The organism is Klebsiella electrica (genome assembly GCF_006711645.1).
Taxonomy (GTDB): domain Bacteria; phylum Pseudomonadota; class Gammaproteobacteria; order Enterobacterales; family Enterobacteriaceae; genus Klebsiella; species Klebsiella electrica.
This window is the reverse complement of sequence record NZ_CP041247.1, coordinates 774708-788924: the sequence shown is the minus strand read 5'-3', so window position 1 is coordinate 788924 and position 14217 is coordinate 774708. Positions and strand designations below refer to the sequence as shown.

At 57.4% G+C, this 14217-nt stretch carries 12 protein-coding genes and 1 other RNA gene; 3 read left to right on the top strand and 10 right to left on the bottom strand.

Going from position 1 to position 14217, the window contains the following annotated elements:
* Positions 1–203 precede the first annotated feature (203 nt).
* From Electrica_RS03810 to Electrica_RS03775, 8 genes are all read right to left on the bottom strand, one after another.
* Positions 204–947 (bottom strand): SDR family oxidoreductase, encoded by a 744-nt coding sequence (locus Electrica_RS03810; protein ID WP_131048601.1) that lies wholly within the window; start codon positions 945–947, stop codon positions 204–206.
* Positions 948–1006: 59 nt separating this feature from the next.
* Positions 1007–3880, bottom strand: a complete 2874-nt coding sequence (gcvP, locus tag Electrica_RS03805) for an aminomethyl-transferring glycine dehydrogenase (protein ID WP_141963512.1) — start codon at positions 3878–3880, stop codon at positions 1007–1009.
* Positions 3881–3994: 114 nt separating this feature from the next.
* The gene (gcvH, locus tag Electrica_RS03800) at positions 3995–4384 is read right to left on the bottom strand and encodes a glycine cleavage system protein GcvH (protein WP_141963510.1); all 390 of its coding nucleotides are present in this window, start codon (positions 4382–4384) and stop codon (positions 3995–3997) included.
* Between the two features lie 25 nt (positions 4385–4409).
* Entirely contained in the window at positions 4410–5504 is a 1095-nt protein-coding gene (gene gcvT, locus Electrica_RS03795; RefSeq protein WP_100683392.1) for a glycine cleavage system aminomethyltransferase GcvT, read from the bottom strand.
* Between the two features lie 434 nt (positions 5505–5938).
* Positions 5939–7141, bottom strand: coding sequence for an FAD-dependent 2-octaprenylphenol hydroxylase (gene ubiI, locus Electrica_RS03790; RefSeq protein ID WP_141963508.1), 1203 nt, complete (start codon positions 7139–7141; stop codon positions 5939–5941).
* 10 nt (positions 7142–7151) lie between these two features.
* Positions 7152–8330 (bottom strand): 2-octaprenyl-6-methoxyphenyl hydroxylase, encoded by a 1179-nt coding sequence (gene ubiH, locus Electrica_RS03785; RefSeq protein WP_141963506.1) that lies wholly within the window; start codon positions 8328–8330, stop codon positions 7152–7154.
* The gene (gene pepP, locus Electrica_RS03780) at positions 8327–9643 is read right to left on the bottom strand and encodes a Xaa-Pro aminopeptidase (RefSeq protein WP_141963502.1); all 1317 of its coding nucleotides are present in this window, start codon (positions 9641–9643) and stop codon (positions 8327–8329) included. The genes ubiH and pepP overlap by 4 nt, the downstream gene beginning before the upstream one ends.
* A gap of 23 nt (positions 9644–9666) precedes the next feature.
* Positions 9667–10245: a YecA/YgfB family protein gene (locus Electrica_RS03775; RefSeq protein ID WP_133121729.1), complete on the bottom strand. Its 579-nt coding sequence runs from the start codon at positions 10243–10245 to the stop codon at positions 9667–9669.
* 166 nt (positions 10246–10411) lie between these two features.
* On the opposite strand from Electrica_RS03775, the gene zapA reads away from it, so the two are divergent.
* The 3 genes from zapA (at position 10412) to Electrica_RS03760 (ending at position 11664) form a co-directional block, all read left to right on the top strand.
* Positions 10412–10741 (top strand): cell division protein ZapA, encoded by a 330-nt coding sequence (zapA, locus tag Electrica_RS03770; RefSeq protein ID WP_141963500.1) that lies wholly within the window; start codon positions 10412–10414, stop codon positions 10739–10741.
* Positions 10742–10782: 41 nt separating this feature from the next.
* A non-coding RNA gene (gene ssrS, locus Electrica_RS03765) (6S RNA) lies at positions 10783–10966 on the top strand.
* 101 nt (positions 10967–11067) lie between these two features.
* Positions 11068–11664, top strand: coding sequence for a 5-formyltetrahydrofolate cyclo-ligase (locus tag Electrica_RS03760; protein WP_100683398.1), 597 nt, complete (start codon positions 11068–11070; stop codon positions 11662–11664).
* Between the two features lie 378 nt (positions 11665–12042).
* On the opposite strand, the gene serA is transcribed toward Electrica_RS03760, so the two are convergent.
* A complete protein-coding gene (gene serA / locus Electrica_RS03755) occupies positions 12043–13275 on the bottom strand; it encodes a phosphoglycerate dehydrogenase (protein ID WP_141963498.1) in 1233 nt (410 codons plus the stop codon).
* A 267-nt stretch (positions 13276–13542) separates the two neighbouring features.
* Positions 13543–14202, bottom strand: coding sequence for a ribose-5-phosphate isomerase RpiA (rpiA, locus tag Electrica_RS03750; RefSeq protein ID WP_004867416.1), 660 nt, complete (start codon positions 14200–14202; stop codon positions 13543–13545).
* Positions 14203–14217 lie beyond the last annotated feature (15 nt).

Here is a 14217-nt window from a genome sequence, read left to right as displayed (position 1 = left end):
GGGTACTGCCCGCCTTACAGACAGTTCTCTACAGCTTTTAACATTGCTAAAACGCATTCGCCCGAGCGGCGGTGACTGGCATCATAATCCCCGGCTTGCGCTACGCTTAGCCGGGCTACAAGTGCCGGATGGTAGCCGTTATTTGCCGCCGACCAGCGGCTGTAGCCCGGATAAGGCGTAGCCGCCATCCGGGTTCGCACATCTTATTTGCCACCGGCCAGCTCCAGGAAACTACCTGTCACATAAGAGGCTTTGTCGCTCAGCAGCCAGGCGATGGCCTGTGCGACCTCCTCCGGCTGCCCGCCGCGCTGCATCGGCAGCCCCGCTTTCACCCGATCCACGCGCCCGGGCTCGCCGCCCGACGCGTGCATCCCGGTGTAGATAAAGCCGGGACGCACGCCGTTGACGCGAATCCCCTGCGCCGCCACTTCCAGCGACAGTCCGGTGGTCAACGTATCCACGGCCCCTTTCGAGGCGGCATAATCCACATATTCCCCCGGCGCGCCCAAACGCGATGCCGCCGATGAAACATTAACGATAGCCCCGCCTTTGCCGCCGTGGCGATGTGACATCCTCTTCACCGCCTCCCGGCAACAGAGGAAATAACCGGTGACATTGGTACTCAGCACCTGATTAATCCGCGCAGCGGTAAGGTTTTCCACGGTGCTTTGTGCAAACAGGATACCGGCGTTGTTAACCAGCGCGGTCAGCGGCTCCTCAAGACGGTCGATCCCGTCAAACATCGCCACCACCTGCGCCTCATCGCTGATATCTGCCCCCAGCGCAACGGCTTTACCGCCGAGGACGACGATCTCGTTGACCACCGCCATCGCCGCACCGATGTCGTGATGATAATTAACCACCACGGTATACCCTTCCTGCGCCAGCAGCAGCGCCGTCGCCTGACCTATTCCGCGGCTGGCGCCGGTAATCAGTGCTATAGCCATCCTCTCCCCCAAAAAATAAAGGCGCCGAAGCGCCTTTAAAAGATAGTCCAGTCAGTGGATTACTGGTATTCGCTCATCGGTACACAGGAGCAGAACAGGTTACGGTCGCCGTAGACATCGTCCAGACGCTTCACCGTCGGCCAGTATTTATTCGCCAGACCAGCCGGGAATACCGCCAGCTCGCGGGTATACGGATGATGCCATTCCGCCACCAGCTCACCTTGGGTATGCGGGGCGTTCACCAGCGGGTTATCTTCCAGCGGCCACTCGCCCGCTTTCACGCGATCGATTTCACTACGAATCGCCAGCATCGCCTCTATGAAGCGGTCCAGCTCAACTTTGCTTTCTGATTCCGTCGGCTCAACCATCAGAGTACCGGCAACCGGGAAGGACATCGTCGGCGCGTGGAAACCGAAGTCGATCAGACGCTTAGCAATATCCAGCTCGCTGATACCGGTCTCTTCTTTCAGAGGACGAATATCCAGAATACATTCGTGCGCCACGCGACCGTCGCGACCGGTATAAAGCACCGGAAACGCCTCTTTCAGGCGGGTCGCGATGTAGTTAGCATTGAGGATTGCCATCTGGCTCGCCTGCTTCAACCCTTCGGCCCCCATCATACGGATATACATCCAGCTGATTGGCAGAATGGAAGCGCTGCCGAACGGTGCAGCGGAAACCGCGCCCTGACGGGTCAGCATCCCTTCTATCTGTACCACGCTGTGGCCCGGAACAAACGGCGCCAGATGCGCTTTGACGCCAATCGGTCCCATACCCGGACCGCCGCCGCCGTGCGGAATGCAGAAGGTTTTGTGCAGGTTAAGGTGCGAGACGTCCGCGCCGATAAAGCCCGGAGAGGTAATGCCGACCTGGGCGTTCATGTTGGCGCCGTCGAGGTAAACCTGCCCGCCGGACTGATGCACTATCTCGCACACTTCGCGGATCGTCTCTTCGTAAACGCCGTGCGTTGACGGGTAGGTCACCATAATGCAGGAGAGATTTTCACCCGCCTGCTCCGCCTTGAGGCGCAGATCCGCAAGATCAATGTTGCCGTTTTTATCACAGGCGACAACCACAACCTGCATACCGGCCATCTGTGCCGATGCCGGGTTGGTGCCGTGCGCAGAACTTGGGATCAGGCAGATGTCGCGATGGCCTTCATGGCGGCTTTCGTGATAGTGGCGAATAGCCAGCAGGCCCGCATACTCGCCCTGCGCGCCGGAGTTTGGCTGCATGCAGACGGCGTCGTAGCCGGTCAGTTTTACCAGCCAGTCAGAGAGCTGGGCGATCATCTGGTGGTAGCCTTCCGCCTGCTCCGCCGGGCAGAACGGGTGCAGCTCGGCAAATTCAGGCCAGGTGATCGGGATCATTTCCGCCGCGGCGTTGAGCTTCATGGTACAGGATCCCAGCGGGATCATCGCCTGGTTCAGCGCCAGATCTTTACGCTCCAGCGAATGCATGTAGCGCATCATCTCGGTTTCGCTGTGGTAACGATTGAACACCGGGTGCGTCAGGATCGCGTCGTTACGCAGCATGCTTTCCGGGATCGAGCGGCTGTCGAGCGCCACGTCTTTATCCAGCGTCTCAATATCCAGACCATGATCGTCGCCAATAATGGCGCGGAACAGGTTCAGCACATCTTCGCGGGTTGTCGCTTCATCAAGGGTGATACCAACGGCATTATGGATGTCGCTGCGCAGGTTAATTTCCAGCGCTTCGGCGCGTGCCAGCACCGCCGCTTTGTCGACCACTTCCACGCACAGGGTGTCGAAGTAGTGGGCGTGGCGCAGCCTGAGTCCTTTTTTCTGCAGCCCGTCGGCCAGAATATCGGTCAGGCGATGGATACGGCTGGCGATGCGCTTGAGGCCCTCTGGCCCGTGGAACACCGCGTACAGGCTGGCGATGTTTGCCAGCAGTACCTGGGAAGTACAAATATTGGAGTTCGCTTTCTCGCGACGGATATGCTGTTCGCGGGTCTGCATCGCCATACGCAGCGCGGTGTTACCGGCGGCATCTTTTGATACGCCGATAATACGGCCCGGCATCGAGCGTTTAAATTCATCTTTTGCGGCAAAGAAAGCCGCGTGCGGGCCGCCGTAGCCCATCGGCACGCCAAAACGCTGGGCGGAGCCAAAGACGATGTCGGCCCCCTGTTTGCCCGGCGCGGTCAACAACACCAGCGCCATGAAGTCGGCGGCGACGCTGACCACGACTTTGCGCGCTTTCAGTTCGGCGATCAGCGTGCTGTAGTCATGAACTTCGCCGGTGGTGCCCACCTGCTGCAGCAGTACGCCGAAAACGTCCTGATGGTCGAGCGCTTTTTCCGCCTCATCAACGATGACATCAAAGCCAAAGGTTGCGGCGCGGGTGCGCACCACGTCCAGGGTCTGCGGATGTACATCGGCGGCAACGAAGAAGCGATTCGCATTCTTCAGCTTGCTGACGCGTTTAGCCATCGCCATCGCTTCAGCACCGGCGGTCGCCTCATCCAGCAGCGAGGCGGAGGCGATATCCAGCCCGGTCAGATCGAGGGTCACCTGCTGGAAATTCAGCAGTGATTCCAGGCGGCCCTGGGAAACTTCCGGCTGGTAAGGGGTGTAAGCGGTATACCAGCCCGGGTTTTCCAGCATATTGCGCTGAATAACCGGCGGCAGCTGCACGGCGGTGTAGCCCATGCCGATGTAAGACTTGAAGCGCTTGTTGCGACCGGCGATCGCCTTCAGCTCCGCCAGCGCGGCGAATTCGGTAGTCGCGTCACCCACCTGCGGAGGGGTCGCCAGCTGAATATCCTGCGGCACAATCTGGCCAGTCAGAGCGTTAAGCGAATCGGCGCCGACGATATTCAGCATCTCCTGCTGTTGCTGAGCATCCGGACCGATGTGACGTTCAATAAAGGCGCCGCGGTTTTCAAGCTGACCTAAAGTCTGAGTCATGAGCGAGGGTTCCTGAAACGTGCAGTGAATCGTATGTGTCTTTACTTACCTGAACAGACAAAAATCATTCACGCTGCCGGCAGCGGATGCCCGCAGCGTGAAGGGGTAAGATATTTACTCGTTTTCCAGCAGCGCCGTATAGGCAGCCGCGTCAAGCAGGGCCGCAACCTGTGTTTCATCGCTGGCCTTAATTTTGAAGATCCAGCCGTCTGCGTACGGGTCGCTGTTCACCAGCTCCGGAGAGTCGTTCAGCTCTTCGTTCACCGCCACAATCTCGCCGCTAATCGGGGCATAAATATCCGAAGCCGCTTTCACCGACTCGGCAACTGCACAGTCGTCGCCTGCTTCAACAGTTGTGCCGACGTCCGGCAGATCGACGAAAACCATATCGCCAAGCAGTTCCTGGGCATGTTCGGTGATCCCGACGGTGTAGGTGCCGTCAGCGTCTTTACGCAGCCATTCGTGTTCTTTACTGTATTTCAGTTCTGCTGGTACGTTGCTCATCAATTAATCTCCAGAAAAGGGGGAATCACACCACGGCTTTGCCGTTGCGTACAAAAACAGGTTTAGTCACTTTTACCGGCATTTCGCGGTTGCGAATTTGCACAATGGCCGTCTCGCCGATACCGGCCGGTACGCGCGCCAGCGCGATACTGTAGCCCAGCGTCGGCGAGAAGGTGCCACTGGTGATAATACCTTCTTTCTGATTACCGTCTGCATCGCTAAAGCGCACCGGCAAACCGCCGCGCAGGACGCCTTTCTCGGTCATCACCAGTCCCACCAGTTGCTCGGTACCTTTTTCACGCTGCAGTTCCAGCGCTTCGCGGCCGATGAACGCGCGATCGGCGGGTTCCCAGGCAATGGTCCAGCCCATATTCGCCGCCAGCGGAGAGATGCTTTCATCCATCTCCTGACCATACAGGTTCATCCCCGCTTCCAGACGCAAGGTATCGCGAGCGCCCAGACCGCACGGCTTCACGCCAGCGTCCAGCAGGCCACGCCAGAAATCAGCGGCCTGCTCATTCGGCATAGCGATTTCGTACCCGGCTTCACCGGTATAACCGGTGGTCGCAATAAACAGATCGCCGGCCTGCACGCCAAAAAACGGTTTCATCCCTTCTACAGCCTGACGCTGTGCGTCGGTGAACAGGGTTGCCGCTTTCGCTTTCGCCTGCGGCCCCTGTACGGCAATCAGCGAAAGATCGTCACGGACCGTCACCTCAAGGCCATAGGGTTCAGCCTGCCGGGTAATCCAGGCGAGATCTTTTTCACGGGTGGCGGAGTTAACCACGAGGCGGAAATAATCTTCGCGAAGGAAATAGACAATCAGGTCATCGATGACGCCGGCGGACGCGGTAAGCATGCCGGTATACAGCGCTTTGCCAGGCACCGTCAGCTTCGCGACGTCGTTAGCCAGCAGATGGCGCAGGAACTCCCGAATGCGGCTGCCGTGGAAATCGACGATGGTCATGTGCGAAACATCGAACATTCCGGCGTCGCCCCGCACCGCATGGTGCTCATCAATCTGGGAACCATAATGTAGCGGCATCATCCAGCCATGGAAGTCCACCATGCGAGCGCCGCACAGCGTGTGTTGTTCATACAACGGAGTCTGTTGAGCCATCTTTTCCTCATCGAATAAAACGGAACCCGCTACTGGGGTGGGCGATGTCATTGGGGCGATTTTGCACCAGGAAATCCGCCGTCGGCGCGATGTCCAGGTGCCGACGCAAACGTTCTCTTTGGCCTGAACTTACCACCGAACCCGGCGCTAAACCATAAGCTAAATCAGGACATCACATTAGCTTATGACTAAAAGTCGCTAAAAAGACTACAGAGTTATTGACTGGGAAAAAGCGATTTAAGCCACATAAAATTAACATCTGAGACTGACAACACCGAGCATGATGGTATTTTATGCGAAAAAAGAGGCCTGATTTCTGTTTCAAAAAAAGAGAGGCATTAATAAAACTAATGCGAAAAAATGGGTGAAATTAGATTATTTCAAATGAGAGGAGAAAACCCGGCGCGGAGCCGGGAGAGAGAAGTGTGACGCGCTTAACGTAACCAGGCAGGAAGATCGTTTAGGCCCATTGCCTGGCGGATCAACTGCGGTTTGACGCCGGGTAGCGTATCCGCCAGTTTGAGGCCAATATCGCGCAGCAGTTTCTTCGCCGGGTGGCTGCCGGAGAACATTTCGCGAAAGCCCTGCATCCCCGCCAGCATCATCGCGGCGCTGTGCTTGCGGCTACGTTCATAGCGACGCAGGTACAAGTGCTGACCGATATCTTTGCCCTGCGCATGCAGACGACGGAGTTCATCGATCAGTTCCGCTGCGTCCATAAAGCCCAGGTTCACCCCCTGGCCGGCCAGCGGATGGATGGTGTGCGCGGCATCGCCAACCAGCGCCAGGCGATGGGCGGCGAACTGGCGCGCGTAGCGACCGGTCAACGGGAAAGTCTGACGCTCGCTTGCCAGCTGGCACAGACCAAGCCGGTTATCGAAGGCAATATTCAGCGCCTGATTAAACACCGCCTCGTCGGCCTGCTGCATCCGCTGCGCTTCCTGCGGCGCTAGCGACCAGACTATCGAACACAGATGCGGATCGCTCAGCGGCAGAAACGCCAGAATGCCGTCGCCGTGGAACGCCTGTCGGGCAATCGCCTGGTGCGGCTCTTCGGTACGAATGGTGGCCACCAGCGCATGATGGCGATAGTCCCAGAACGTCAGCGATATATCCGCTTTGTTGCGCAACCACGAGTTCGCGCCGTCGGCGCCGACCACCAGCCTGGCGGTCAACATCTTGCCATCCTGCAGGCTGAGAAATGCTTCGTTTTCTCCCCATGCCACCTGCTGCAACTGAGCCGGGGCCAGCAGCGTGACGTCGGCACAACGCTGCGCCTTTTGCCACAGCGCATGATGAACGACCGTATTTTCAATAATATGGCCAAGGTGGCTGAAACCCATACTCTGATCATCAAAGCTGATGTGGCCAAAGCTGTCCTTATCCCACACTTCCATTCCGTGATAGCAGCTGGCGCGCCGGGCGATAATCTCCGGCCAGACATCCAGCCGGGTAAGCAGTTTTTCGCTGGCGGCGTTAATGGCGGATACCCGCAGCGCCGGCGGCGCGTCGGCGTTTAACGGCTGCGGCTCGGCTTGTTCCAGCACCGCAACCCGCAGCCCGCTGCCCTGTAAACCGCAGGCGACCGCCAGGCCCACCATGCCACCGCCAACAATGGCAACATCAACACTTTGCACGTTCAACTCCTTAACGAGGAACCCAACCGAGGGTACGCTGCGCCAGCGCGTCGCGCGCCGGGGTGAATAATTCCATCGCCATCAGACCCACGTTGCGCCCCACCACCAGCGGTGCCCAACGATTAGCAAACAGATGCACCAGCCCATCGGTCACACCGATGGTCGCGGCCTTATCATCCGCTCGCCGCGCCTGATAGTGACAAAGAAGCGAGTAATCGCCGGGATCCTGGCCGTCAGCGCAGGCCTGCGCCAGCGTTTCCGCCAGGCTCATCACATCCCGCAGGCCGAGATTAAAGCCCTGCCCGGCGATGGGATGCAGCGTCTGCGCCGCATTACCGACCAGCGCCAGGCGATGGGAAACCGGACGCGTAGCGGTAGTCAACGCCAATGGATAAACGCTGCGCTTCCCGGCATGCGTGATGCGCCCCAGCCGCCAGCCAAACGCCTGCTGCAGCTGCTCGCAAAATTGTGCGTCGGACCAACCCAGCACCTCATCGCGCCGCGACTGCGGGTGGCACCAGACCAACGAACAGCGTCCGTGCGACATCGGCAGCATGGCCAACGGACCCTGTTCGGTGAAGCGTTCGAAGGCGCGCCCTTCATGGGGCAACGCCGTGCTGACGTTGGCAATAATCGCCAGCTGTTCGTAGGGCTGCTGCTGCCAGCTCATGCCGCAGCGGGCGCCCAGCGTGGAGCGCGAACCGTCGGCGGCGACCAGCAGCTGGCCTTCAATCGTCTCGCCGCTGTCGAGGGTCATGCTGACGCCCTCCTCCCGTCGGGTGACGTCTTCAACTTTCGCCGGGCAATGCAAGGTAATCCCCGGCGCTTCGCGCAGTTGCGCAAACAAGCGCTGGCCGATATCGTGCAGCTCCACCACCTGGCCTAGCGCCGCCAGACCGTAATCCTGCGCCTCGAGAGTCACGAATCCCGCGTGCCCACGGTCGCTGACGTGGACGCGCTGAATCGGCGTCGCGCAATCGGCAATGCCTTGCCAGATGCCGATACGCGCCAGCTGCTGGCAGGTTCCCGCCGCCAGCGCAATCGCGCGGGCATCAAACCCCGGATGCTGCGATGAATCCGGCGGCGCCGCCTCGACCAGATGCACCGGCAGCGCGCCGTCGGTTAAACGGGAAATAGCTAACGCCAGCGTCGCCCCGGTCATCCCTCCGCCAACGATCAGGACGCTCATGACCGCCTCACCGCCGCCATCAGCGCCTCGATATCGTCGGCTTTTTTCACCACGCCAGCGGTCAGGTTTTCGTTACCGTCTGCGGTAATGACAATATCGTCTTCAATACGCACGCCAATGCCGCGATACTGCGGCGGCACATCGGCGTCGACGGCAATATAGAGACCCGGTTCGACGGTCAATACCATGCCCGGCTCAAGGAGACGCGAACGATCGACATCGTAGCGGCCGACATCATGGACATCGAGTCCCAGCCAGTGGCTCAGGCCGTGCATAAAGTACGGACGGTGGGCGTTGTTCACCATCAGCTCGTCGATATCCCCTTTGAGGATGCCGAGGCGCGCCAGACCGCTAATCATGATGCGCACCACCTGCTGGTTAACCTGCTGAATCGAGGTGCCAGGACGGTAAAGCTCTAGCGCGGTTTCCAGCGATTCGAGGACAATATCGTAAATCTCGCGCTGCGCCGGGCTGAATTTACCGTTCACCGGGAAGGTGCGGGTAATATCGCCGGCATAGCCGCGGTATTCACAGCCGGCGTCAATCAGCACCAAATCGCCATCGCGCAGCTCGGATTCGTTTTCCGTGTAATGGAGAATACAGCCGTTTTCCCCACCGCCGACGATGGTGTTATAGGAAGGAAAACGGGCGCCGTGGCGGTTGAATTCATGCAGAATTTCTCCTTCCAGCTGGTATTCGAACATGCCCGGACGGCATTTCTGCATCGCACGGGTATGCGCCAGCGCGGAAATTTCGCCAGCGCGACGCATCACCTCCAGCTCTTCCGGCGATTTAAACAGGCGCATCTCATGCACCATCGGCCGCCAGTCAATCACTGAGCCGGGCGCCTGCAGATTCTGGCGCACGCCTTTACGCAGTTTTTCCAGCGCGGTGAAAACGATTTTGTCGGCATAGGCATATTCGCCCTGGGCAAAATAGATAGCATCAAGGCCGTTAAGCAGCTGGAATAATTGCTGATTAATTTCGCTGAACGCCAGAGCGCGGTCGACGCCCAGCTTTGACGGCGCGGCCTCCTGCCCCAGACGACGGCCGAACCAGATCTCTGCTGTCAGATCGCGGACGCGGTTAAACAGCACGCTATGGTTGTGAGTGTCGTCGCTTTTAATCAACACCAGCAGGGCTTCCGGCTCATTAAATCCCGTGAAGTACCAAAAATCGCTGTTCTGCCGGTAGGGGTATTCTGAATCGGCGCTGCGGACCGCTTCCGGTGCGGCGAAAATCAGCGCGGCGCTGCCTGGCTGCATCTGCGCCAGCAATGCCTGGCGACGAGAAAGAAATTCCTGCTGTGTCATGACGCCCCCTCAACAAATTATCGTTAGTGTAATGTTGGCTTGCGAACTTCCGGTGCGGTTGGCTGCTGGCGAGAAAAGGTTTCGTGGCACAGCAGCGCAGCGACGCGCACATACTCGATAATCTCTTCCAACGACATCTCCAGCTCTTCCTGATCTTCGTCTTCGTCGTACCCCAGTTGCGCAATGTTACGCAGGTCGTCGATGGCTTCGCCGGTGTCGTCTTTGATTTTATCCAGTTTAGGCTGCGTGACGCCCAGTCCGAGCAGGAAATGGTTAACCCAACCGGCCAGCGCGTCGGCGCGTTCAAACACGCTGACCGCGTCACCTTCCGGTAAATAGAGCTGGAACAGGAAACCGTCGTCTTCCAGCGAGTCGCTGGTCACGGAATGGATGGCGCGCAGAGACTCGGCCAGCTCATGCCCGAATGCGAGGCCTTCGTTTGTCAGGTCGTGCACCAGCGGCTGCCAGCTGCTGTCTTTATTGCCGCCGCACAGGATCCCACTGATCAAACCGTGCATTTCGGCCGGGGTTAAGCCCACGCCCTGTTGGTTCAGTAACTGGTCTACGGCGTTGTAGCCAGGCATTTCGTTCTGTATAGACATGCGCATTCGTCATCGTTGGGAGGAATATTCATGATATGCTACCACTTTGGACCCTGGTGAACCAGAATAGGGCTTGTACCTTCGCACCAGGGTAGCTATAGTGTCGCCCCTTTGCAGCCCCGGATTCGGGCGTGAAGGCCGCGCAGTCAATCAGCAGGAAGGTGGCATGTCTGCACAACCCGTCGATCTCCAAATTTTTGGCCGTTCACTGCGTGTGAATTGCCCGCCTGAACAAAGGGATGCCTTGAATCAGGCAGCTGATGACCTGAATCAGCGGTTGCAAGATTTAAAAGAACGCACTAGAGTCACAAATACTGAGCAGTTGGTCTTCATCGCCGCGTTGAACATCAGCTACGAGTTGACTCAGGAAAAAGCGAAAACCCGCGATTACGCCTCCAACATGGAACAGCGTATTCGGATGCTTCAGCAGACCATCGAACAAGCGTTGCTTGAGCAAGGTCGCATAAGCGAAAGAACCGGGCCGAAGTTTGAATAACACTTTGCAGTTAACTGTGTTAGAGTAAGCGCAAGAACAAAATTTCTCTGAGATGTTTGCAAGCGGGCCAGTCCCCTGAGCCGATATTTCATACCACAAGAATGTGGCGCTCCATGGTTGGTGAGCATGCTCGGTCCGTCCGAGAAGCCTTAAAACTGTGACGACGCATTCACCTTGAACCAAGGGTTCAAGGGTTACAGCCTGCGGCGGCATCTCGGAGATTCCCTTCTTTTTCGTTTCATCCCCCCTAAGTTAATTTTCGGCTTTTGCCGTCGTGTATTAAACTACGCCTGTTTGTATCGTTTGCTTACCGATGAGACTCAGGTATGACTCTACTGTCAGATCCCCCCTATACCAGGCAGCAAATTCGCCAGCAGATCCGACAACGCCGACGCGCGTTAACGCCGGAGCAGCAAACGCAGTTCGCCCTCCAGGCGGCGGACAGAATGATGGCGTATACGCCGGTTCTGCTCGCGCATACGGTCGCGGTATTTCTTTCGTTTGATGGCGAGCTGGATACGCGGGCGCTGATTGATCAGCTCTGGCGGGCGGGCAAACGGGTGTATCTCCCCGTGCTTCATCCGTTCAGCCCCGGCAATCTTCTGTTTCTGCACTACCACCCAAGCAGCGATCTGGTGGTGAATCGCCTGAAAATCCGCGAACCGAAGCTCGACGTCCGGGATGTCCTCCCTCTGAGCCAGCTGGATGTACTGGTAACGCCGCTGGTCGCGTTTGATGCCGCGGGACAGCGCCTGGGAATGGGCGGCGGATTTTACGACCGGACGCTGCAAAACTGGCGGCAGCATCGCCTGCAGCCGGTCGGCTACGCTCATGATTGCCAACAGGTCGACGCGCTGCCGACGGAGCAGTGGGATATCCCGCTGCCCGCAGTCATCACGCCGTCAAAAACCTGGCTCTGGTAAAATGCCCGAACAATTGACATTGCTGATTTTTTCACCTAAATTCCTGGGTAAAGGGTGAGGGAGGCGAACCTCCCTCCTGCATTCTCTCTGTTAATATACCGGCCAGGCAATGATTAACAGGATAAGCAGCATGATAAAGAGTCTCATCATCGTCCCTTTCCTTTTAGAGCCCCTGCCTCGGTAGGGGCTTTCCCGTTTCAGCCCCACGCTGAGTCTTTATCGTAGATTCCTTTCTTTCAGGCACAACGACTTCAATCGGCTTTAATCACCGTTTGCGGCAAGACTCGCAAAGCGTTTGGTATGGCGACGGGAAATTGCAGAAGGGTCTATCAGGAGAAAAGGGGCAGGTCGATGACCTGCCCGCTGGTAAAAAAGGAGTTAGAACAGCAGACGGGCGCGAATGGTACCCGGGATTGCCTTCATGGCCTGCAGCGCTTGCTGAGCTACATCTTCTTCAGCTTCGATATCAATCACCACATAGCCCATCTGCGGCGTGGTTTGCAGATACTGTGCTGCAATGTTGATGCTCTGCGCAGCAAAGATCTGGTTGATAGCGGTGAGCACGCCCGGACGGTTTTCGTGGATGTGCAGCAGACGGCGTCCGCCGTGCAGCGGCAGAGAGACTTCCGGGAAGTTCACCGCAGAGAGCGTTGAACCGTTGTCGGAATACTTCGCCAGCTTACCGGCCACTTCCAGACCGATATTTTCCTGCGCTTCCTGAGTCGAGCCGCCGATATGCGGCGTCAGAATGACGTTGTCAAACTCGCACAGCGGCGAGGTGAACGGATCGCTGTTGGTCGCCGGTTCGGTCGGGAAGACGTCAATCGCCGCCCCCGCCAGGTGCTTACGCGCCAGCGCATCGCACAGCGCAGGGATATCCACAACCGTACCGCGCGAGGCGTTGATCAGCAGCGCGCCAGGTTTCATCAGCGCCAGTTCCTGCGCACCCATCATATTTTTGGTGGAGGCGTTTTCCGGCACATGCAGACTGACTACATCGCTCATATTCAGCAGGTCGGAGAGATGCTGGACCTGGGTGGCGTTACCCAGCGGCAGTTTGCTTTCGATATCATAGAAATAGACGTGCATACCCAGAGATTCAGCCAGAATACCCAGCTGGGTACCAATGTGACCGTAGCCGATAATCCCCAGTTTTTTACCACGCGCTTCAAAACTGCCGACCGCCAGTTTGTTCCACACGCCGCGGTGCGCTTTGGCGTTAGCTTCCGGTACGCCGCGTAGCATCAGCAGCAGTTCGCCAATGACCAGCTCAGCAACGGAGCGGGTATTTGAGAACGGCGCGTTGAAAACGGGAATCCCGCGTTTCGCTGCCGCGTCTAAATCAACCTGGTTGGTACCGATACAGAAACAGCCGACCGCCACCAGTTTTTCCGCTGCGGCGAAGATCTCTTCAGTCAGATGCGTACGGGAACGCAGGCCAATGAAATGGGCATCACGGATCGACGCTTTCAGCGCTTCGCTGTCCAGCGCACCTTTATGAAATTCGATATTGGTGTAGCCCGCCGCGCGAAGATTCTCCAGCGCTTTTTGATGCACACCTTCAACCAGCAGAAACTTAATTTTGTCTTTTTCCAGTGATACCTTAGCCATTTCCCCGTCCTGTTTTGTCTTATCTGATGTCGTGCCGAACGAAAGTTCTTCTCAGCAACATATCAAAAAAAACTATCGCGGCAATATGAACGTTTGCGTCGACGACCTGAAGAAATATCACGCAGAGGGAAATGACAGGACAAAACACCAGAAAGAAAAGAAAAGGTAGATTGTTACTAAGGCATAGCACATAAATGTGACAGAAGTCACCAAATTCAGCCTGGAGAAAAAATATTTGCGGGGGAGCCATTCGCCCCCCCAATTATATTATTTTACGATGGTTTTCACGCCATCGGCGGTTCCGATCAGTGCCACATCCGCTCCGCGGTTGGCAAACAGGCCGACGGTGACGACGCCAGGAATACCGTTAATTTTATTTTCCAGCGCGATGGCATCCAGAATTTCCAGGCCGAACACGTCAAGAATCACGTTACCGTTGTCGGTCACCACGCCCTGGCGATACTCCGGACGACCGCCCAGCTTCACCAGCTCACGCGCAACTGCGCTACGCGCCATCGGGATGACTTCTACCGGCAGCGGGAATTTGCCCAGAATATCCACCTGCTTAGAGGCATCAGCGATACAGATAAACTTGTCGGCTACCGAGGCGATAATCTTTTCGCGGGTTAACGCCGCCCCACCACCTTTGATCATCTGCATATGGCCGTTAATCTCGTCAGCGCCATCAACATAGATCCCCAGACGGTCCACGCTGTTAAGATCGAAAACCGGAATGCCAAGGCTTTTCAGTTTTTCGGTGGAGGCATCAGAGCTGGAAACAGCGCCTTCAATCTGCCCTTTCATGGTGCCCAGCGCATCGATAAAATGCGCGGCCGTGGAGCCCGTGCCGACACCCACGATGGTGCCCGGTTGTACATACTGCAATGCCGCCCAGCCTACTGCTTTTTTCAGTTCATCTTGCGTCATGATTATGGTCCGAGA

Excerpts from the sequence above, each read along its gene's own strand:
- Electrica_RS03760 (WP_100683398.1), top strand. The coding sequence starts at position 11,068 with ATGACTCTACTGTCAGATCCCCCCTATACCAGGCAGCAAATTCGCCAG.
- Electrica_RS03810 (WP_131048601.1), bottom strand. The coding sequence starts at position 947 with ATGGCTATAGCACTGATTACCGGCGCCAGCCGCGGAATAGGTCAGGCG.
- ubiH (WP_141963506.1), bottom strand. The coding sequence starts at position 8,330 with ATGAGCGTCCTGATCGTTGGCGGAGGGATGACCGGGGCGACGCTGGCG.
- pepP (WP_141963502.1), bottom strand. The coding sequence starts at position 9,643 with ATGACACAGCAGGAATTTCTTTCTCGTCGCCAGGCATTGCTGGCGCAG.
- serA (WP_141963498.1), bottom strand. The coding sequence starts at position 13,275 with ATGGCTAAGGTATCACTGGAAAAAGACAAAATTAAGTTTCTGCTGGTT.
- rpiA (WP_004867416.1), bottom strand. The coding sequence starts at position 14,202 with ATGACGCAAGATGAACTGAAAAAAGCAGTAGGCTGGGCGGCATTGCAG.
- zapA (WP_141963500.1), top strand. The coding sequence starts at position 10,412 with ATGTCTGCACAACCCGTCGATCTCCAAATTTTTGGCCGTTCACTGCGT.
- gcvH (WP_141963510.1), bottom strand. The coding sequence starts at position 4,384 with ATGAGCAACGTACCAGCAGAACTGAAATACAGTAAAGAACACGAATGG.
- gcvT (WP_100683392.1), bottom strand. The coding sequence starts at position 5,504 with ATGGCTCAACAGACTCCGTTGTATGAACAACACACGCTGTGCGGCGCT.
- gcvP (WP_141963512.1), bottom strand. The coding sequence starts at position 3,880 with ATGACTCAGACTTTAGGTCAGCTTGAAAACCGCGGCGCCTTTATTGAA.
- Electrica_RS03775 (WP_133121729.1), bottom strand. The coding sequence starts at position 10,245 with ATGTCTATACAGAACGAAATGCCTGGCTACAACGCCGTAGACCAGTTA.